This is a genomic window from Rhodococcus sp. MEB032 (assembly GCF_030208925.1).
Taxonomy (GTDB): Bacteria; Actinomycetota; Actinomycetes; order Mycobacteriales; family Mycobacteriaceae; genus Rhodococcus_F; species Rhodococcus_F qingshengii.
In genome coordinates this window covers 182,695-202,086 of sequence record NZ_JARVSY010000034.1, presented here as the reverse complement: position 1 = coordinate 202,086, position 19,392 = coordinate 182,695, and the positions used below count along the sequence as shown (strand labels likewise).

General features: G+C 63.6%; 17 protein-coding genes. 3 read left to right on the top strand and 14 right to left on the bottom strand.

Annotated features, from left to right (window positions below; translation table 11 throughout):
- The first annotated feature begins 275 nt into the window (after positions 1–275).
- Positions 276–1,496, top strand: a complete 1,221-nt coding sequence (locus tag QRN54_RS28325) for an HNH endonuclease (RefSeq protein ID WP_007726246.1) — start codon at positions 276–278, stop codon at positions 1,494–1,496.
- Here QRN54_RS28325 and QRN54_RS28320 read toward each other — a convergent pair.
- From QRN54_RS28320 to QRN54_RS28285, 8 genes are all read right to left on the bottom strand, one after another.
- Positions 1,493–3,094: a substrate-binding and VWA domain-containing protein gene (locus QRN54_RS28320; protein ID WP_007726253.1), complete on the bottom strand. Its 1,602-nt coding sequence runs from the start codon at positions 3,092–3,094 to the stop codon at positions 1,493–1,495. The two genes, QRN54_RS28325 and QRN54_RS28320, sit on opposite strands and share 4 nt — an antisense overlap.
- A gap of 213 nt (positions 3,095–3,307) precedes the next feature.
- Positions 3,308–4,720 (bottom strand): acyl-CoA synthetase, encoded by a 1,413-nt coding sequence (locus tag QRN54_RS28315; RefSeq protein WP_285183545.1) that lies wholly within the window; start codon positions 4,718–4,720, stop codon positions 3,308–3,310.
- Positions 4,721–4,732: 12 nt separating this feature from the next.
- Positions 4,733–5,413, bottom strand: coding sequence for a hypothetical protein (locus tag QRN54_RS28310; RefSeq protein ID WP_007726255.1), 681 nt, complete (start codon positions 5,411–5,413; stop codon positions 4,733–4,735).
- A gap of 64 nt (positions 5,414–5,477) precedes the next feature.
- Positions 5,478–6,581 carry a succinyldiaminopimelate transaminase gene (gene dapC, locus QRN54_RS28305; protein ID WP_003945226.1) on the bottom strand — a complete coding sequence of 368 codons (1,104 nt, stop codon included), beginning with the start codon at positions 6,579–6,581 and terminating at the stop codon, positions 5,478–5,480.
- A 5-nt stretch (positions 6,582–6,586) separates the two neighbouring features.
- A complete protein-coding gene (fdxA, locus tag QRN54_RS28300; RefSeq protein ID WP_003945248.1) occupies positions 6,587–6,910 on the bottom strand; it encodes a ferredoxin in 324 nt (107 codons plus the stop codon).
- Between the two features lie 146 nt (positions 6,911–7,056).
- The gene (locus QRN54_RS28295; RefSeq protein ID WP_030536220.1) at positions 7,057–7,815 is read right to left on the bottom strand and encodes a hypothetical protein; all 759 of its coding nucleotides are present in this window, start codon (positions 7,813–7,815) and stop codon (positions 7,057–7,059) included.
- The gene (locus tag QRN54_RS28290) at positions 7,815–10,373 is read right to left on the bottom strand and encodes a bifunctional FO biosynthesis protein CofGH (protein ID WP_003945208.1); all 2,559 of its coding nucleotides are present in this window, start codon (positions 10,371–10,373) and stop codon (positions 7,815–7,817) included. Before QRN54_RS28290 ends, QRN54_RS28295 begins: the two co-directional genes overlap by 1 nt.
- Positions 10,374–10,491: 118 nt before the next feature.
- On the bottom strand, positions 10,492–10,680 hold the full coding sequence (locus QRN54_RS28285; RefSeq protein WP_003945217.1) for an Rv3202a family protein: 189 nt from the start codon (positions 10,678–10,680) through the stop codon (positions 10,492–10,494).
- An 82-nt stretch (positions 10,681–10,762) separates the two neighbouring features.
- On the opposite strand from QRN54_RS28285, the gene QRN54_RS28280 reads away from it, so the two are divergent.
- Entirely contained in the window at positions 10,763–11,266 is a 504-nt protein-coding gene (locus tag QRN54_RS28280; RefSeq protein ID WP_230358911.1) for a PH domain-containing protein, read from the top strand.
- Positions 11,263–12,834 (top strand): PH domain-containing protein, encoded by a 1,572-nt coding sequence (locus QRN54_RS28275; RefSeq protein ID WP_285183544.1) that lies wholly within the window; start codon positions 11,263–11,265, stop codon positions 12,832–12,834. The genes QRN54_RS28280 and QRN54_RS28275 overlap by 4 nt, the downstream gene beginning before the upstream one ends.
- Here QRN54_RS28275 and QRN54_RS28270 read toward each other — a convergent pair.
- From QRN54_RS28270 to typA, 6 genes are all read right to left on the bottom strand, one after another.
- Positions 12,794–13,639, bottom strand: a complete 846-nt coding sequence (locus QRN54_RS28270; protein ID WP_003945251.1) for a uroporphyrinogen-III synthase — start codon at positions 13,637–13,639, stop codon at positions 12,794–12,796. The two genes, QRN54_RS28275 and QRN54_RS28270, sit on opposite strands and share 41 nt — an antisense overlap.
- A 51-nt stretch (positions 13,640–13,690) precedes the next feature.
- Positions 13,691–14,107, bottom strand: a complete 417-nt coding sequence (locus tag QRN54_RS28265) for a hypothetical protein (protein WP_030536224.1) — start codon at positions 14,105–14,107, stop codon at positions 13,691–13,693.
- A gap of 92 nt (positions 14,108–14,199) precedes the next feature.
- Positions 14,200–14,358, bottom strand: coding sequence for a hypothetical protein (locus QRN54_RS28260; RefSeq protein WP_003945210.1), 159 nt, complete (start codon positions 14,356–14,358; stop codon positions 14,200–14,202).
- Between the two features lie 107 nt (positions 14,359–14,465).
- Positions 14,466–15,350, bottom strand: a complete 885-nt coding sequence (gene mshB / locus QRN54_RS28255) for an N-acetyl-1-D-myo-inositol-2-amino-2-deoxy-alpha-D-glucopyranoside deacetylase (protein WP_285183542.1) — start codon at positions 15,348–15,350, stop codon at positions 14,466–14,468.
- Complete coding sequence (locus QRN54_RS28250; RefSeq protein WP_007726274.1) at positions 15,347–17,131, bottom strand: ABC transporter family substrate-binding protein; 1,785 nt, start codon at positions 17,129–17,131, stop codon at positions 15,347–15,349. Before QRN54_RS28250 ends, mshB begins: the two co-directional genes overlap by 4 nt.
- A gap of 151 nt (positions 17,132–17,282) precedes the next feature.
- Positions 17,283–19,190 carry a translational GTPase TypA gene (gene typA, locus QRN54_RS28245; protein WP_007726276.1) on the bottom strand — a complete coding sequence of 636 codons (1,908 nt, stop codon included), beginning with the start codon at positions 19,188–19,190 and terminating at the stop codon, positions 17,283–17,285.
- Positions 19,191–19,392 lie beyond the last annotated feature (202 nt).

Genomic DNA, 19,392 nt, shown 5'->3' with positions numbered 1-19,392 from the left:
ACGACAAATCGTCCACCGCTTTCGTCGGTCCGTAAACCTTGGTCAATCCCCTCAGCTCGATCATGAGGACCAGTCAACCACGAAAACCGAACTGTCGGAACTTTCAGACGCCAACGGAGAAAGGCGTTGCGTCCGTTCGCTGTCGAGGCTAGTATCGAATGTATGTTCGACACTACCGGGGGGTGAAAGTGACGACGCAAGTATCTGGACAGGCGATATCCAAACAGGCGATATCCGAAGAGACCATCGGACAATTCCGGGCATCACTCGCCAGCATGGATCGATCCATCGACAACGCAGCACGCGTGGATCTTCTGCGCGCATTGGAAGAGTTGAAGGCCAGTTGCGCTGGTGCCCAGGCATTGCTGGCTGCCGATCTCGACGCGTTCACCCGCAACGACCGCGGCGAACGGGGAGTGCCGCGCGCATACCAAGGCCGTGGAATCAACGCGCAGATTGCCCTCGCACGGCGAGAGTCGGCTTGGTTCGGAACTCAGCATCTGAACCTGGCCCGCGCACTGAACGACGAGATGCCTCACACACTTCGACTACTCGTCGACGGCTCCATCAGTGAGCATCAAGCGACGATCCTCATGCGCGAGACTTCATGTCTCACCGCCCAGGATCGCGCTACATTGGATCGCGAGTTCTGCTGCGACGCTGCAATCTTGGACGGATGCGGCAACCATCAACTGACACAAAGAATCCGCGCACGCACTGCCGAAATAGACTCCGATAGTATTGCCAGACGAGCACGCAAAGCCGTGGGAGACAGACGAGTGACGTCACGGCCTGCGCCCGACACGATGTGCTGGCTCAATGTGTTCCTTCCCGTGGCCGAAGGTATCGCCGTGCACGCCACGCTCAGGCGCGACGCAGATTCCGTACTTGCCGGCGGGGACAAGCGCACCCGAGCGCAAATCATGGCTGATCTCCTGGTCGAGCGAGTTACCGGAATCGGCCGCGCCACACCGACACCCGTCACCGTGAATCTGGTTGTCTCCGACCAGTCATTGTTGGGCGAAAATTCCGACCCGGCGTACGTCCACGGGTACGGACCTGTACCAGCCGCTATTGCACGCGAATGGATCACCAAGGCCAGCGAAGACTCCGAAACGGTGGCAACGCTCCGAAAGCTCTACGCACGCCCCGATACGGGCGCGCTGACCGCAATGGAATCCACGGCGAGAACCTTCCCGAAGGGGTTGGCGCGATTGATCGAACTCCGTGATCGAAGCTGCCGTACTCCGTGGTGCGACGCGCCGGTTCGCCACCGCGACCACATTCGCGATCACTCGAGGGGTGGCCTCACCAGCGCAGCCAACGGTGCCGGGTTGTGTGCGGCATGCAATTACGCGAAACAGGGCTCGGACTGGACTGCCGAACCTGTACCAGGTAACCGGCACACCTTCACCACAACGACACCTACCGGGCACCGGTATTCGTCTGAGGCTCCGCCACTTCCGGCACCCTGGACCAGTCCGGATGCGGCCTAAGTTCCTCGGTGAGCCAATGCGTTCACGAACACCTCGGAAATCTCCGAGGGGTCACGAGCGATGTACGTCGAACCGCCCGTCACGCGGGAGATATCGGCGAGCGCCGCCGCATCTGCGTCATCGGTGATGCCGATGGTGACGATGATGACCGGACGCGCCGGATCCTGCTCGCGTGCAAGAACATCGAGCAACTGTTCACGGCTGATGCTGTCAGGATCTTCGTTTGCGCCGTCGGTCAAGATGATGACACTGTTGACTGCTCGCGGATCGTACGATTCCTGAACCTTACGGAATGCGGCCAGCGTCGTGTCGTACAAACCTGTGGCGCCACGTTTGAGTTCGGTGAGCCGGTTCGCCTGATCTGCCATCAACTTTCGTTGAGTCACACCGTCGACGATCGTGTCGTAGCGCCTGATCGGCACTAATTCCTGGAAGTCCTGGGTTCCGTTCATACCTTGGGAAAACGCCCAGAGACCGGCAGCGACGCTGTCTGGGAAGACCTGATTGCCGGCCAGAGCAGCAGCAGTGGTCAACTGCATGCGCGTCTTGCCGCCTGCCGCCGGGTAGTCCATCGACGCAGACACGTCGATCGCAACGAGTGTCCGGATCGGCTTGGCCATCAGAGCCCAAGCGCCCAGTGTCTGATCGGCCACCGACTGTTCGGACACGGTCAGTGCCGTGACGTCACCGACTCCACCTTCGACGGCTCCACCGCCGGAAGTACGGAACCCGCTGCGCGTCAGCACTTCCTGAGCAGATTCACTGTGCAACAGCTCGGCGATGGCGTCACTCTTCTTGGCTGCGGCGTAGTGCCGGTCCGGTGCCGAAGCACTGACCACCAGGGGGTAATCCATGATCATGGTTCCCGTCGCCGGTACTGTCGCGGAAATCTTCGACTCGGCCTTCGTGAACTCGACGACCTGTTGCTCGGTCGAAACACCGACCTTTCCGGAGCTGACCAATTCGGTGAGCATCTTCTGTCCTACCGGCTGATCTTCGGTACGAACACTCTCCGCTTGCGCATGGGGTACGAGTGCCGCTCGAACGGATTCGGAGGTGGCCCCGGTCTCCGCGAGAGCTCCGAGAATGGGCGCCGACGCAACCCCTGTGAACAACGGATTGCCCAACGCCAGGTCGGGAACCTGAAGCGCCGTGAGCCAACTGGCAAACTGTTCGCCACCGCCGGAGGCGAGAACGACAGGCGAGGTGGCGATCGAACCTCCCGCGGCAGCAACCGGCCCCTTGGCCGTCAATGCAGCTTTGCCGACCCACGCTGTCGAATCCGGTATCCACATGTCCGGAGCGTCCACGCCCTTACCTAAAGTTCCCGCAACGTCCCCGGGCAGCGCAGAGGTGACCGTGATCCGTGAACAGCCTGTCTGCTCCGGCGACGATTCTGCGAGGATCTCCGTGACTGCCGGCGCGATCGCAGGATCCGCTGCCAGCGAGTACTCGTCGACGCTCTCGCAGGAATCGGACTGTGTTGCCTTGAAGACCACCACCCCGGTGGCGACTACCGCGACGGCAACCAACCCACCCACTGCGTAGAACCCGATCGACCGACCGCTGTCAGGACTCGAATGCCGTCCGCCCGCCATGAAATCTGCCCTTCCGAGGCCACTCGCACTCAGGCATACCGACGGTATGCGCGCGACTGGAACTGTCCCTACCGGGCGGTAGTGTAGCCAAGAACACAGAAATTCCAACTAGCGCTGAATCGTCGGAGAACCGGCGAGCCCACATTCCGGGACAGACCGGCCGAATTCACGAACCTTCAAGCGTCGCAGCGACTTTTCAGCAAACTGACTTGCCTAGAGCAGCTCACGCTTCTGAACCTTGCCCATCGCGTTACGTGGCAGAGTCTCGGCAAATCGAACCTCACGGGGACGCTTGTGCGCCGACAACTCCGCCCCGACCAACTCGACCAATTCGGCTTCGGTGACCTCGGGAGTCCCGGGCTTACGGACTACGACGGCGATGATCCGCTGCCCCAGATCGGCGTCGGGGACACCGATCACCGCAACTTCGGACACCGAAGGGTGCCCGAGGATGGCGGTCTCGATCTCGCCGGCGCCGACTCTGAATCCACCGGATTTGATCAAGTCGATGGATTCGCGGCCGACGATTCGGTGGAACCCACCCTCGTCGATGACGGCGACGTCACCGGTCTTGAAGTAGCCGTCCTCCGTCCAGGACTCGGCGGTTGCGTCCGGACGGTTCAAGTAGCCGTCGAAAAGCATCGGCCCACGTACCTGTAGGCCGCCGATACTCTCGCCGTCGTGCGGCACATCGTTGCCCTTCTCGTCACGAAGACGAGTCTCGACTCCGCGCAGCGGCACGCCGACCCACCCCGGGCGTCGCTCGCCGTCGAAACGCGTGCTCAGGGTCAGCATCGTCTCACTCATGCCGTAACGCTCGATGGGCGTCAATCCTGTTCGCTCCCGCAGCTTTTCGAAGACCGGCACGGGAAGCGGCGCACTACCGGAGACCAGAAGTCGGGCACCGGACAACGCGCGGGCAGCTTCTTCGTCTTCGGCGATACGCGACCAGACGGTGGGGACACCGAAGTAGAGGGAGCCTTTGGCCCTTGCGTAGTTTTCCGGCGTCGGCTTGACGGTGTGGATCACCCGGCTGCCGATCCGGAGGGGGCCGAGGATTCCGAGAATCAGTCCGTGCACGTGGAAGAGCGGAAGCCCGTGTACGAGGGTGTCTCGCCACGTCCAGTCCCAGGCCTCGGCGAGCGCGTCGAGCCCGGCTGCGATAGCCGAGCGACTGAGCAGAACGCCCTTCGGTGGGCCGGTAGTTCCGGACGTGTACAGGACGAATGCTGTGGACTGCGGTGCCGGTTCGGGATAGCTGTGCCACGAGCGAGCGTGCAATCGGACGGGAACCACGGGCAGGCCTTCGCAGTGGTCGTCCGTTTCGCCGAGCCACGCCTGGGCACCGGAGTCACGCAGAATGTGCTCTCGCTCAGCCTTCCCCGAGTCCGGCGGGACCGGCACAACGGTGACGCCGGCAATCAACGCCCCGACGACGGCGAGAATCGTTTTTGCTGTGGGAGTTGCCAATACGGCAACCCGATCGGCCTGCGCCGCTCGCTCCGCGACCGAGGTCGCGGCACCGAGAATGGCACTCCGCGAGAGAACCGTGTCACCGATCGTCACGGCGTCGTCGAGGTCGTCACCGCGGGCAACAGCAAGGGGGTTCAAGGATCTCAGCAGCACCACGACAGCATCTCACAGCGCGGATGGTCGCAAACTTTCTCCTGCCCGACGCGCGTCCATCGAGTGCGGAGGGAACAGCGTCACCAGCGCAGCCCCCAAGAGCGCCCCGGAAAGCACCGCGAATCCGTGTGCGTCGTCGACCGTCACCAATGTTGCGCCGCCGACGACAATCACGACCGTCAGAACAATCTCAGGCATTCGCGGGCGCACCAGAACGCCGATCCCCGCGGCCGCCGCTGCCAGAGCAAGCGTGGCACCGGAGTTGCCTGCGCCGGTCGACGGGAAGACTGCGGTGGTGAGCAAACCGAACAACAGTTGACCGAGCAGGAAGAGAGCCCAGCCACGTGCGGCGCCCCAGAGCCGAAACGCAAGCGGTGCAACCACGGCCAGCGTCGCGAGATTGGTGACAGTTCCTGCGGCCCCTCCGTCCTGAACGAGCACGGAGGTCAGAATGCGCCACCATTGCCCGTCACGAATCAACGCAGGATCACGACGAAACATCTCGAGCAGTCCCGGCATCGCCGCCTGCAAGATGGAAGGCACTGCAACCATCAGCCAGAGGAGAGCTGCCGAGAGTGGGAATTCTCCGAAAACTCGACGACTTTTCAACCACACGAGCATCAGTGCAACCGAGGCAGCAACGACAGCAAAAATCAGTACCGCGTCCAAGCCGCCGGTCCCTGAGGTGGTCACAGCGCGACCTTACATCGGACCGATACCGACATCAGGGAACCTGACACCTGGGAAAGCACACGATTCAGGCGGAGAGGCGCTTTGCTGCCGCGGCGATTCGTTCGTCTGTTGCAGTGAGCGCGATCCGCACGTGCTTGCTCCCGCTCGGTCCGTAGAACTCACCGGGGGCAACGAGGATCCCACGATCGGCGAACCAACTGACCGTCGCTCGACATTCCTCGCCGCGCGTCGCCCAGAGGTACAGACCTGCCTCGGAATTGTCGACGGTGAATCCGGCGCCTCGAACAGCTTCGATCAACACACTACGACGCTCGCGGTACCGCTCGCGCTGGATGTTCTCGTGTTGGTCGTCGCCCAAGGCTGCGGTCATCGCCGCCTGGATCGGTAGCGGCAGGATCATGCCCGCGTGCTTGCGCACCTCGAGCAGTTCCGACACCAGAGCCGGATCACCGGTGACGAACCCGGCGCGATAGCTCGCAAGATTGGACGTCTTCGAAAGTGAGTGGACCGCAAGCAAACCGGTCAGATCACCGTCGTTGACACGAGGATCGAGAATGGAAAGCGCATCCGCTTCCCACGTCAATCCGAGGTAGCACTCGTCGGAGACGACGATGGCGCCGCGCTCGCGCGCCCAGGCCACGACCTTCTGCAAGTGCTCGAGGCCGAGCACCTTGCCGGTGGGATTCGAGGGCGAGTTCACGAAGATCATCGCCGCCGACTCGGGACCGAGCTTGTTCAAGCCGTCGGCGCGCAGGACGCGAGCACCTGCCAGTTTCGCTGCGACCTCGTACGTCGGGTACGCCAACTCCGGAATGACCACCAGATCGTCGGCTCCGAGACCGAGCAATTTCGGCAGCCACGCGATCATTTCCTTGGTACCGATGGCCGGCAGCACCGCTGCCGGATCGACGTCGGGAATGTTGTAGCGGCGATCCAGTGACTCCGCCACGGCCTCGCGAAGCGCGAGCGTGCCATGAGTCGTCGGGTATCCGGGCACCTCGGCAACAGAGGCCAGAGCCTCCTGAATCACCGGGTCCACCGGATCCACCGGCGTCCCCACGGACAGGTTCACGATGCCGTCGGGATGAGAGTGCGCCTTCGCCGTGACATCGGCGAGCGAATCCCACGGAAAATCAGGAAGCCCAGCGGCCACCGGAGTACGAGACAAGATCTCTATTCCTCACCCATGGGAGGCAGCGCTTTGATAAACGGCGTGTCGTAGTCGACCTTGCCGAGCTTGGCCGCTCCACCCGGCGAGCCGAGATCGTCGAAGAAATCGACGTTGGTGCTGATGTACGCGTTCCACTGGTCCGGGACGTCGTCTTCGTAGAAGATGGCTTCGACGGGACAGACAGGCTCACACGCGCCGCAGTCGACACACTCGTCGGGGTGGATGTAAAGCATGCGTCCACCCTCGTAGATGCAGTCGACAGGGCATTCTTCGATGCACGCCTTGTCCATCACATCTACACACGGTTCAGCAATCGTGTAGGTCACTGCCGATCTCCCTGCCTTCCTGTCGTGCATCGCCGCCGCAACACGCAGTTGCAAGGGGCCGAAAATCCGATACGACTCTCACGTACCGCGGGAACAGCCTATTATCCCCCTGCCGACCGACTCTGAGCAGGCGGGGGTAACACATTTCAGCCTACTGCGGTGAAGTTCCTCGACCGAATCGCGATCCACTTCTCCCCCAGAGCGGCCGCGCGTACCAGTGCGCCCCGCTCACCGAGGTAATCCGCCACGACGCCGACCACCGGAATCTTGCCGATGATCTCGTACGGTTTTGTCCGAGACGGCCGCTTGTGCAACTCGTCCGTGATGGCACGAAAAGTCTTGGACGTGCGCCACAACGTTCCGATGAGCGCGAACGGGCGCCAGGTCTCGTCGGCGCCGCCGGCTGATTTCTCGGCGAAGTCTTCTCCGGTGAGAAGCTCTCGAGACTTCGTCTCACGCCGGCACAGCACCGACGCCAGGAGGTCCACCTGCTGATCCCGTTCGGTCACTCCGTGTTCACGGGCAACCGCAACGAGCACAACGGCCTGATTCGCGAAGGCCAGCAGGTCCTGGATCGGCAACCGATTGAGGAGGACGCCGAAGATGCCGGGAAACGCGACGGCGACGGTGTTGAGTGCACCCAACCGGGTCGTCCACCACTTCGAGCGCTGCTCGTCGGTCATCACCGACCACGCCGCCGTCCCGGGGAACTTGACGACGTCGAGGACCCAAGCGGCCGCGTCCAACACCATCGCAGCAGCGTTTCGCTCGGGATCGGTCGGCTCGAACGTCCGACGCTTGATACCGAGCGGATCGCTGTAGGCGAGGTCGAGAACCGGGTTGATCCCCCACACCGCTCGATCGAGAACCTCGACGACCTTGCGGTCCCCCAGTACGTCAGCCATCAGGCAATCGCTCCTTCGCGTCGTGCATGTGTGGTGGTTCGTTCGCGTGCCGGGCGTCCGATTCCCTCGGCGATGGCGCGCAGTTCTGCCACGGTCTTCTCGGAACCGTGTTCCGAGCCGGCCATCCGCGAGATCGTCTCTTCCATCAGCGTTCCGCCGAGGTCGTTGGCGCCGCCGTTGAGCATCATCTGCGTTCCGGTGATGCCAAGTTTGACCCAGCTGGTCTGGATATTGGGTATGCGGCCGTGCAGCATGATGCGTGCCAACGCGTGCGCAGCGCGGTTGTCCCGATTGGTCGGCCCTGGCCGGGAAGCGCCCGCCAGGTACAGGGGCGCGCTCTGGTGAACGAACGGCAGCAGCACGAACTCCGTGAATCCGCCTGTACGGTCCTGGATTCCGCGAAGAACGTTCAGGTGCCCGACCCAATGGTGCGGCTGATCGACATGCCCGTACATCATCGTCGAACTCGACCGCAGCCCCACCTCGTGCGCCGTGGTGACCACTTCGATCCATTCCGCCGTCGGCAGTTTGCCCTTGGTGAGGATCCAGCGCACCTCGTCGTCGAGGATCTCCGCTGCCGTACCGGGAATGGTGTCCAGGCCCGCCTCACGAAGGGCCGTCAGCCAATCCCTGATGCTCTCACCACTGCGCGATGCACCGTTCACGATCTCCATCGGAGAGAACGCGTGGACGTGCATCGACGGCACGCGCTTCTTGACGGCCCGGACCAGGTCGGCGTAACCGGTGACGGGAAGTTCCGGATCGATACCGCCCTGCATGCACACCTCGGTTGCGCCGGCGACGTGCGCTTCCCACGCACGGTCGGCGACCTGCTCTGCCGACAGCGTGAACGCGTCGGCGTCACCCTTGCGCTGCGCGAACGCACAGAATCGGCAGCCCGTGTAGCAGATGTTGGTGAAGTTGATGTTCCGGTTCACCACGTAGGTGACGTCCTCGCCGACGGCATCCTTGCGCAGCGCATCCGCCAGTGCCACAACGGCTTCCAGGCCCGGGCCCTCCGCCGTGGCAAGGGCCAGGTACTCGTCGTCGGAACATCCGGCCGGGTCGCGTTCGGCACTGCGGAGCGCAGCCAGCAGATCGGTGTCGACGCGAATCGGAGCACTGAGCTCGAGAACCTGTTCGCGCACGGTCTCCCAATCGCCGAACGCACTGCCCAGGTCACTGCGGGTCTCGGTGTTGCGCCCGTCCGTGTCGATCTCGGTATTGAGATCGACGCGTCCGCTCGATTCCCACGACTCGTCCGGTTCCTGCCACGGCCGACCCACCGGCTTGGTGTCGGGCAAGGCGAGACCGGTCTTGGGATCCGCCAGCGCCTGCACGTGACCCGCAATACGCGGATCGATCCACGGAGCCCCGGCCAGGACATATGCCGGCTGAGCCGCAGTGCGTTCGGTCAGCGTGAAGCCGCCCTCGGCGCTGATCTCGGCCAAGGTCTCGAGATTCGGCCAGGGACGCTCGGGGTTGACGTGATCGGGGGTCAACGGTGATACCCCGCCCCAGTCGTCCACGCCTGCGCCGAGCAGCGCGAGGCACTCGCTGTTCGAGACGAGATTCGGCGGACTCTGAATCCGCATCGTCGGCCCGAGCAGCAGGCGTGCGACGGCGATGGCCGCGAGAAACTCGTCGAGTCCAGCATCAGGCGTATTGCGCATCGCGGTATCGGGCTTGGCCAGGAAATTCTGAATGATCACTTCCTGGATGTGGCCGAACGCCTTCTGCGACTTGCGTATCGCCATGATCGACTCGGCACGTTCGAGGAAGTTCTCCCCGATGCCCACGAGAATTCCCGTGGTGAAGGGGATGTTCAGTCGGCCTGCGTCGGTCAGGGTGCGTAGCCGAACCGCCGGGTCCTTGTCCGGGCTGCCGTAGTGGCACTCACCCTTGTCGGTGAACAGCCGGGTAGCGGTCGTCTCGAGCATCATGCCCATCGACGGCGCAACGGGCTTGAGTCGCGAGAGTTCCTGCCAGCTCATCACACCGGGATTGAGGTGTGGGAGCAGGCCTGTCTCCTCGAGTACCCGGATCGACATCGCTCGCACGTAGTCGAGGGTGGAGTCGTAGCCGCGTTCGTCCAGCCATTGCTTGGCTTCCGGCCAGCGAGCCTCGGGGCGATCCCCCAGCGTGAACAACGCTTCCTTGCAGCCCAATTCGGCGCCTGCCCGGGCAATGTCCAAAACCTCGTCCGGTTCCAGGAACATGCCGTGCCCAGCGGCACGCAGCTTCCCCGGCACCGTGACGAATGTGCAGTAGTGGCACTTGTCCTGGCACAGACGGGTCAGCGGAATGAAAACTTTCCGCGAATACGTCACGGTGTTCGGCCGACCCGCTGCCAGCAGACCGGCATCGCGAACCTTGGCCGCCGAAGAACACAGATCGGTCAGATCGGTTCCCCGTGCCTGCAGCAGCGTTGCCGCCTCGTCGACGTTCAGGGTCGCTCCGTCGCGTGCACGACGGAGAACTCGCCGCATCGCCGACGCTGACGGGCCGGGCGACGGACTGGACGAGGCTGACGCGGAAATACCTGGCATCGGAAGCATGGTGGGTTTGCCGGAGTCATCACCAGTTCGGTTCACCTAGCGATCATGCGCCATGTGGGACGACTAGTGCCACCCGGTGCCAGAAGTAGGCGGCCTCACCGCCCCGACACCGCCTCGATCACGACGGCCGGTAGTCGTCGTCGACCGCAACCTCGACTCGTTGATCCACGACGTCAGCCACTGGCGCGTCGAGCGGAATGTCGGTCAGATCGGGTTCTTCAGGGGCGTTCGGATCTACGGGTGTCGATTGTTCGAGCGCATCTGATTCCGGAGCCTCCGGGTCGAATGTCGCATCTTGTTCGGTCATCACGTGCTCCCTTCGCGGTCGCCACACTCCACGATAGGGCCGATGTCGACAGATCGCCCCTCACTCGACCAAAGTAGTGCCCATGACTGCGCCGCGACCGCTGACCATGGCCGACCCGTTATGGCGACCCAGCACCAAAGCCCCGAGGCTGTGGGCAATCACTGCCTCACTGTTCTGGGTACCCGTCATCGTCGCCGAAATCGTCTGTGCCGTCTTGATACCCGGAATCCCGTCCTGGGTGGTCGGCACCGTATTCGCAGTCACCGTGCTCTTCGCTGCCACCTACATTCTGATGGTCCCGGCGTGGCGGTATCGCGTCCACCGATGGGAGATCAGTGACACCGCGGTATACACCCGCACCGGCTGGTTCACCCAGGAGCGACGCATCGCACCGATCTCGCGCGTGCAGACCGTGGACACCGAGCGCGGACCGATCGACCGCATGTTGGGTCTGGCAACCGTCACGGTCACGACAGCGTCGTCGGCCGGGGCCGTGAAGATCTCCGCACTCGACCAGGAAGTCGCCGACCGCACGGTGGCTCAACTGACGGAGATCGCGGGTACCAACGTGGGAGACGCGACGTGAACGAGAAACAGTTGGGCGACCCGACCGCGATCGAGATCCCGGCAGAGGCGGAAACGGCAGCTGCCGAGGCAGCGGAAGAGGAACAGCCCTGGCTCCGCCTCGACCGACGCATGCTTCTGGTCCACCCCGTCAACGAAGTCGTCAAACTGCTCCCGGTCCTACTCGTCTCCGTAGTTCTCGGCAGCCAATCCGGAAACCACTGGTGGGGACTCGGCGTCGTCACTCTGCTCGTCATCTTCGGTTTGTTGCGGTATTTCACCACCACGTACCGAATCGGACCCGTCCACGTTCAACTGCGCACCGGGGTCTTCCAGAAAAAGCTGCTCTCCGTCCCGCGTAGCCGCATCCGATCCGTCGACGTCGAGGCCGGGGTCATGCACCGGTTGCTCGGACTGTCGATCGTGCGCATCGGTACCGGCCAACGCGCCGGGAGCGGCCACGATTCGAACAAGTTCGAGCTCAACGCCCTGTCGACCGCCCTGGTTCCGGACCTACGCGCCACACTGTTGGCCGGCGCCCAGCAAGCACGGCGACTGCAAACCCCGGGCACGCCGGTCGAAAGCATCACCGAACCGGTCGACACCGAAATCGGTCACTGGGAACCGAGTTGGGTTCGCTACGCCCCCTTTTCGTTCACCGGAATCGCCATCATCGCAGCCGTCATCGGCATCTCGTTCCAATACGGCATCGGCACTGCCGTCGCGAAATCCTCGGCAGTGAGCGACAGCTTCGACTCACTCGAGAGCCTCGGCATCGCACTGATGGTCGTCATCACACTCGTCGTGCTGCTGGTGCTGTCGAGTGCACTCGCCTGCGTCCAGTACCTGATCGCGTTCGGCAACATGAAACTCACCGACAACGGCCGCATCCTGCATGTCAGTCACGGCCTGTTGAAGACTCGGCAAACCACACTCGACCGCGCCCGCCTCCGCGGCACGACGCTCAAGGAACCGCTCCTGCTGCGATTGGCCCGCGGCGCGCGTCTCGACGCCATCATGACCGGGGTCAGCGCCGAGAAGAAGGAATCTTCGCTACTGCTCCCACAGGGACCACGCAGGGAAGCCGAGCGAGTGATGGCCACCGTGATCGGTGACTCACGCCAGGCGTCCGCCCTGCTGATCCCGCACGGCCCGGCCGCGCGGCGTCGCCGGTACACCCGAGCACTGTTCCTCGCCGCGGTGGCGTTCCTGGTCTGTGTGGCGTGCGCGGCTTCTGGACTCGATGTACCGATCTACGCGTGGTTCGGGGTCGCCGTACTCGCCATCGGTGGCACCGCCCTCGCCTACGACCGATACAAGGGCCTCGGCCACGCAGTACTACCCGGATGGTTGATCACCCGAAACGGCTCGCTCGATCGCCAGCGTCACAGTCTCGAATCCGAAGGTGTCATCGGATGGACGGTGCGCGAGACGTTCTTCCAACGACGCGCGGGAGTGGCAACCGTCGTCGCCGCGACGCCCGCCGGCACCGGAAGCTACGAGGTGATCGATCTCCCCGCCGAGAACGCGTGGGAATTGATCGAAGCCGTCACTCCGGGCGGTGGCGACGTGTGGGCAGGTCGTCGATGATGAGCCGCGCCAGCGAACCGAGACGCGATCGCTCCGGCTGGATGGTCGGAACACCGAGGAGTTCCAGCGGGGCGGCCGTCACCGGTCCGACGCAGTAGGTCGGTACCGGTCCGCGCATAGCTGCGACGAACCGCTCCAGCTCGCCCATTTCTTTTGCCGTGCTGAGCATCGAGGAGACCGCGGGGGCACTGGTGAAGGTCAGCGCGTCGATCGCACCGGAACGAACTGCAGCGACCAACGCGCGGACCGGCGACTGATCCGGCGGCCGGATCCACCGATAGACCGATACCGGAGTGACAACCGCGCCGATGTCGGCGAGGGAGGCGCTCAGGTCCGTCAACGGCTCCCATTCGGTGATGGTGCCGTGCAACTGAACTGCGATGCGCAAGCCTGCCACTCCCTCGCTTCCGAGATGTGCCAGAACTTCCTCGGACGACTCACCCGAAGGCGACCATTCCTCGCGCAGTCCGGCGCCTCGGATGGCACCCGTCGCCTTGGGGCCGCGGGCGATGATGCGCGTGTGGGCGAGAGCCCCGAGGAACTCCTCGGTCAAACCCCACGAGGCGACGGCGTCGAGCCAACCCCTGAACCCGATCCCGGTACTGATCACGACCAATTCCGGAGGATCGGCAATCAAAGCGGACGTCTGAGTCCTCAGGTCTCGATCGTCCACCAACGGCAGCACATGGATCACCGGTGTCCGCACGATCTCCGCGCCTCGACGTTCGAGGAGCGTCGCAAATTCTTCGACACGCCGTTCTGCGGTCAAGGCGATAGTCGCACCCGCCAAATCATGTTCAGCCACAGGCTGAGTGTCCCTTATGCACGGGTCAGTTTCCTACGCGCGCGCCGAGAACTATTGCGAGCTGAGGGTGGCGAGTCTGTTGATCGCCACTTTGAAGAGGAAAACGGCGGCCGGAGCGATCGCACCGACCAGCAGCAGGAAGGTCAGAGGGGACGAAAGCACGAGTACGTCGCCGCCGGGGCCGCCCACCATGCACACCAAGAACCCGACGATCCAACCGGCGAGCGGCAATGCGGCCCTACCCGGCGTCGTAACCGTGCGGGCGGCGATCACCAATACGAGGTTCGCGGTCGCGGCTACGAGAATGCTGATGGGAAATGCCGTCGTACCGAGATGAGTCGGCAAGAACAGGACGGACAACACCGCGCACAGAAATCCGTCGAAAATCAGGACGCCGAGGATGACAGGGTCGAGCCACGACAGCGACGTTCCTGTCGAGGCGTCCGTGTTGTTCTCGACGGTCGTCATGGTTTTGATAGTGGTCTATCGGTCGTCATCGCGCGAGCGCGGGGTCCCTCCCGACAAGCACCCCGGCTCGCGCCCGAAAAGCACGAAGCTGATCAGGGAACCGGCGGGAACCCGAGCAGGGTCAGCAAATGACTCTGCTGATCTGCGAATGCGTAGAGCGACCCGTAATACAAGTCGTGGTAATAACCAGCCATCGGACGCAACGAATCGACGAAGGCGACGATCTGGTTCTGCAGGTCCCAGTTGTACATTTCTTCAGCCCCCAGGCTTTGCTGTTACCGAAAGGACCACCCATCCGGTGACACGCATCACACACCACTACGGCGTCGATCGCAATGCCTGAGAGCCGACGCCCAGGTCAGCTGTGCAGCCCGCCGAACAGATCGCGCTCGCGGCCGTCCTCACCCACCGGACCGAGCGCGCCGGCGGCCAATACGAAATGCTCGACCGTCAGGATCGGTTGGACCACGTTGTTCGACAATGCGAACTCGGCTCGGCTCGGGGCTACCGTCACCTGAGTGGCGTGGGCGCTCAATGCCCTCGCCTTCGCATCGATGACGCCTCGAACGTCGATTGCCGTCGTCACGTCCGCGTCCTCGACACTCGGCAATTCCCCGGGCTCGGGCAGACGCCAGTTCTCCGGGAACTCGGAAATCGCCGCGATGCCGCGTTCGAGTCCGCTGCGCTCGGTCACGGTCCAGTAGAACTTCGGAGTCGACCACAGCTCGCCGGTCTCGGGATACGCGGTCGTTCCTGCAGCTTCGACCGCCGCTGTCGTGATCGCGTGCGCCTGGATGTGATCCGGGTGCCCGTAGCCGCCGTTGGGGTCGTACGTGATCACGACGTGCGGCCGAATCTCACGAATGACGGCGACCACCGCGCCAACTGCTTCGTCGAGTCGAGCATTGACAAAAGCACGGGGATTGGCGGCCGAAGGTGTGCCGATCATTCCGGAGTCGCGATACCGACCGGCACCGGCGAGGAAGCGAGGAGCGGCACTGCCCAAAGCCGACAAAGCAGCGCTCAGTTCCGCGATCCGGTAGCCACCGAGTTGATCGGCCTCGGAAGCCACGAGCCCGGCCCACGCATCACCGATCACTTCGCCTTCCTCCCCCAACGTGCAGGTGAGGACTGTGACCTCGACGCCTTCGGACGCGTATCGCGCGATGGTGCCACCGGTGGTGATCGTTTCGTCGTCCGGATGTGCGTGTACCAACAGAAGTCGCTTCGCCGACGCGGTCACTTTTCCACCCTCACCCAGTCCGTAGCGTTTCCGAATATCCCCACCTGCACCGGCCCGTCGAGGACCACGCCCTCGACTCCGGTCCCGACCGCGACCAGCGCTCGGCTCTGCACGATCGGCAAAACCGCCGCAAGATCCCACAGCCTGGGTTCCGCATCGGCGATCAACGACCCCAGATCCCCGATGCCACTGAGCGCTTCGTCGATCCGACCTTGCAACGCCGGATCACACAGCCCGGACAGGTTGCTCGGAGCCTCGACGCTTGTCGTTCGGATGGGCTCCGGTGTCTGCGACGGCGTCGGTGCGGGCACTGCCGAACTTGTTGCCGGAGTGGAAGGTGCGCTCGGGCAACTGAACCGCGAGGCCAGCGAAGTGGCCGTGTCGGCGCCTGCCCGGCTCCAACCGACGATCATGTCGACGCGTCCTGTCGTCAGGTCCTCGCCGTAGAGTTCCTCCGGCGCCACCGATTCGACGGTCGCCAGGATTCCCACGTCACGCAATTCGTCGGCAGCGGTGTTTGCCACGGCGATCGCGATGTCGTCGTTTTCGGGAGCGCCGATCAGCAGTGTCAACTGGGCGCCGTCACGGACGATCGATCCGACCGTTCCAGTGCCCGTGACGATTCCGGTGGGCGGTGCCGTCAGGTAGCCGGCTGCAGTCAGCTCGCCCAGCGCCTGCTCCCTGGTCGGTTTCGGCGGCGCGGTGGGCGCATATCCCGGATCCGACGGAGCGAGGATCTGAGCTTTCACCGGGGCCGACGCCGATTCACTCCCTGCCGCCACCACGGCGAGCAGGTCCGGATCGAGCAGTCCCAGAACACCTTTACGCACCCGAACATCCGCGAAGTTCTTGCTTCGCCCGTTCACGTTGATGTCGAGAGTGCGCGGAACGTAGGAGAATGCCGTCCTGACACCCGGGATTGCAGACAGCTGAATATCCGTGGCACTACCCGAATGAACCTGCGCCACTTGGGCATCGTCGGTACGCAGCGCATCCGCCAACTGCGCAGCCGTTCCTCCGCGTCGCAGAACTATCTGATCCGGGTCTGAAGGCTTGCCCCAGAATCGGTCGTTGCGTTCGAGCACGATTTCGTCCCGGCCGCGGTCGACCGAGCGCACGTGAAAGTGGGCTCCCGACACCGGAATCCCCTCACTCAGGCCGGTGCTGAAACCGCCGGGAGTGTCCTTGATCAGGTGGGACGGAAGAATATCGGTGAACAACTCTCGCCATGCCGGATACGGCGCACGCATCACGACGTTGACCGTCTTGCCGCCGCCGGACGAGTTCACGTCGTCGATCATCTGATAGCCCGCGGGATTGACCACACCGGGAACCGAGATCATCTGCTGCCACAGGTAGCGAAAGTCTTCTGCCGCAATGGGAGCGCCGTCCGACCATTGGGCTTCGTTGCGCAGTTGGTAGCGAATCGTGAACGGGGCCTCCGACGTCACTTCAGCGGAAACGAGGAAAGAATCGTCGATCGCCCACTCCGTCGCGCCAGGTTGTGTGGGCGAATTGATCGGGCGAAACGCACTGGGCAGTACGAGGTTGCCGACTGCGGAGTTGACCGGCGACTGATCCGCGAGCAGGTGCGGGTTGAATCCGCCTCCCACCTCGTCGATTGCCACAGTGACCTGCTTCATCGCCGGAACGACCGGAGTCGGTGTGGGCTTGACGGTTTCGGTGCTCTCGACCGGAGGCGGCGGATCGGCTGTACATGCAGTCAGTGACAACGCCGTCACTGCCACTGCCAACGCCAGGTAGCGACGTCCTGAGGCCACAGACAATTCCTTCCGTACGGGGCCGCGTCGCCCCTTTGCACTCGATTCCCTGGCAGATCTTTCGCCTGGAAACCATGAAGGCGAATGTACCTTTCCGCCGAAAACTCGGCTGAAAGGCACATCCGCCTGTCAGGTTGTAACCGACGAAAGACTACAGAGCAGCCTTGTCGCGTGCCTTGCTACGTGAACGCTCGCGAGCGCGCTCGGTTGCGTTGAGGTGCACCTTGCGGACGCGGACGTCCTCCGGGGTGACCTCGACGCACTCGTCGCTGGAGCAGAACTCCATCGCTGCTTCGAGTTCGAGCTTGATCGGCTTTGCGAGGGTCTCCATCACGTCTGCGGACGACTGACGCATGTTGGTCAGCTTCTTCTCGCGAGTGACGTTGATGTCGAGGTCTTCCTGACGCGGGTTGATACCGACGACGTGTCCCTCGTAGGTGTCTGCGCCGGGCTCGACGAAGAAGGTTCCACGGTCGGCCAACTGGATCATGGCGAACGGCGTCACCGTGCCGGAGCGGTCCGAGACGAGCGAGCCGGTGTGGCGCGCACGGATCTCGCCGGCCCACGGGCCGTATCCGTCGAACACGGCGTTGGCGATACCGGTTCCGCGGGTTTCCGTGAGGAAGTCCGTGCGGAAGCCGATGAGGCCACGCGAAGGAACGATGAACTCCATGCGAACCCAGCCTGCGCCGTGGTTCGACATCTGGACCATCTTGCCCTTGCGGTTGGCCAGGAGCTGCGTGATGGCGCCGAGGTACTCCTCGGGGCTGTCGATGGTCAGCTCTTCGAAAGGCTCGTGAACCTTGCCGTCGACGAGCTGCGTGACAACCTGCGGCTTACCGACGGTGAGTTCGAAGCCTTCACGACGCATCTGCTCGACGAGGATGGCGAGCGCGAGCTCTCCACGACCCTGGACCTCCCACGCATCGGGGCGACCGATGTCGAGGACCTTGAGCGAGACGTTACCGACGAGTTCCTGGTCCAGGCGGGACTTGACCATGCGTGCAGTCAGCTTGTGACCCTTGACGCGACCGACGAGCGGTGACGTGTTGGTGCCGATAGTGACCGAGATTGCCGGCTGGTCGACGGTGATGCGGGGCAGTGCGACCGGGTTCTCCAGATCGGCGAGGGTGTCGCCGATCATGATGTCCGGGAATCCTGCGACGGCGCAGATGTCGCCGGCGACGGCGACCTCACCGGGAACGCGCTCGACACCGATGGTCGTGAGGAGTTCGGTGATCTTGGTCTTCGTGACGACGGGCTCGCCGTCGACCTCGCGGCACCAGGACACGGTCTGGCCCTTGCGCAGCTCGCCGTTGTGGATGCGAACGAGTGCGAGGCGACCGAGGAATGCGGATGCGTCGAGGTTGGTGACGTGAGCCTGCAGCGGTGCGTCGACCGAGCCCTTCGGCGCGGGGACGTACTCCATCAGCACCTGGAAGAGTGCGGTGAGGTCCTCGGCGTCGGGAGCCTTGCCGTTCTCGGGCTGCACGGTCGATGCCTTGCCTTCGCGACCGGACGCGTAGAGGACGGGAAGTTCGAGTGCGAGCTCAGCGGCTTCGGCGGCCTCGTCGGACAGGTCCGATGCGAGGTCGAGGAGCAGGTCCTGAGCCTCGGTGACAACCTCTTCGATGCGGGCGTCGGGGCGGTCCGTCTTGTTGACGACCAGGATGACGGGCAGCGAAGCGGCGAGTGCCTTGCGCAGCACGAAACGCGTCTGCGGCAGGGGTCCCTCGGAAGCATCGACGAGCAGGACGACGCCGTCGACCATGGACAGGCCGCGCTCGACCTCGCCACCGAAGTCGGCGTGGCCGGGGGTGTCGATGACGTTGATGACGGTGATGGAACCGTCTTCGTTGACCTTATGTACTGCGGTGTTCTTCGCGAGAATGGTGATGCCCTTCTCGCGTTCGAGGTCGCCGGAGTCCATAACGCGATCGACCAGCTCGGCGCGCTCCTCGAACGCGCCGGACTGACGAAGCATGGCGTCGACGAGGGTGGTCTTGCCGTGGTCGACGTGTGCGACGATGGCAACGTTACGGAAGCTGGTGATGGTCACGCGATGGCTCTCCTGGCTGAGTTGATTCGGCCACGCGAAAGTCAAGTCGCACGGCTCTTCTGGTGGCCGCTGCACGAGTGTGTGATCCGAATCAGGGCACGAATCGCCTGAGAAGGCACCGCGGCCTAGTAAATACTACTCGCTCCGGGCTGATACTCCTGCATTGTGCGGCCTCTATCACCGCCCCCACCAGCGAATAGTG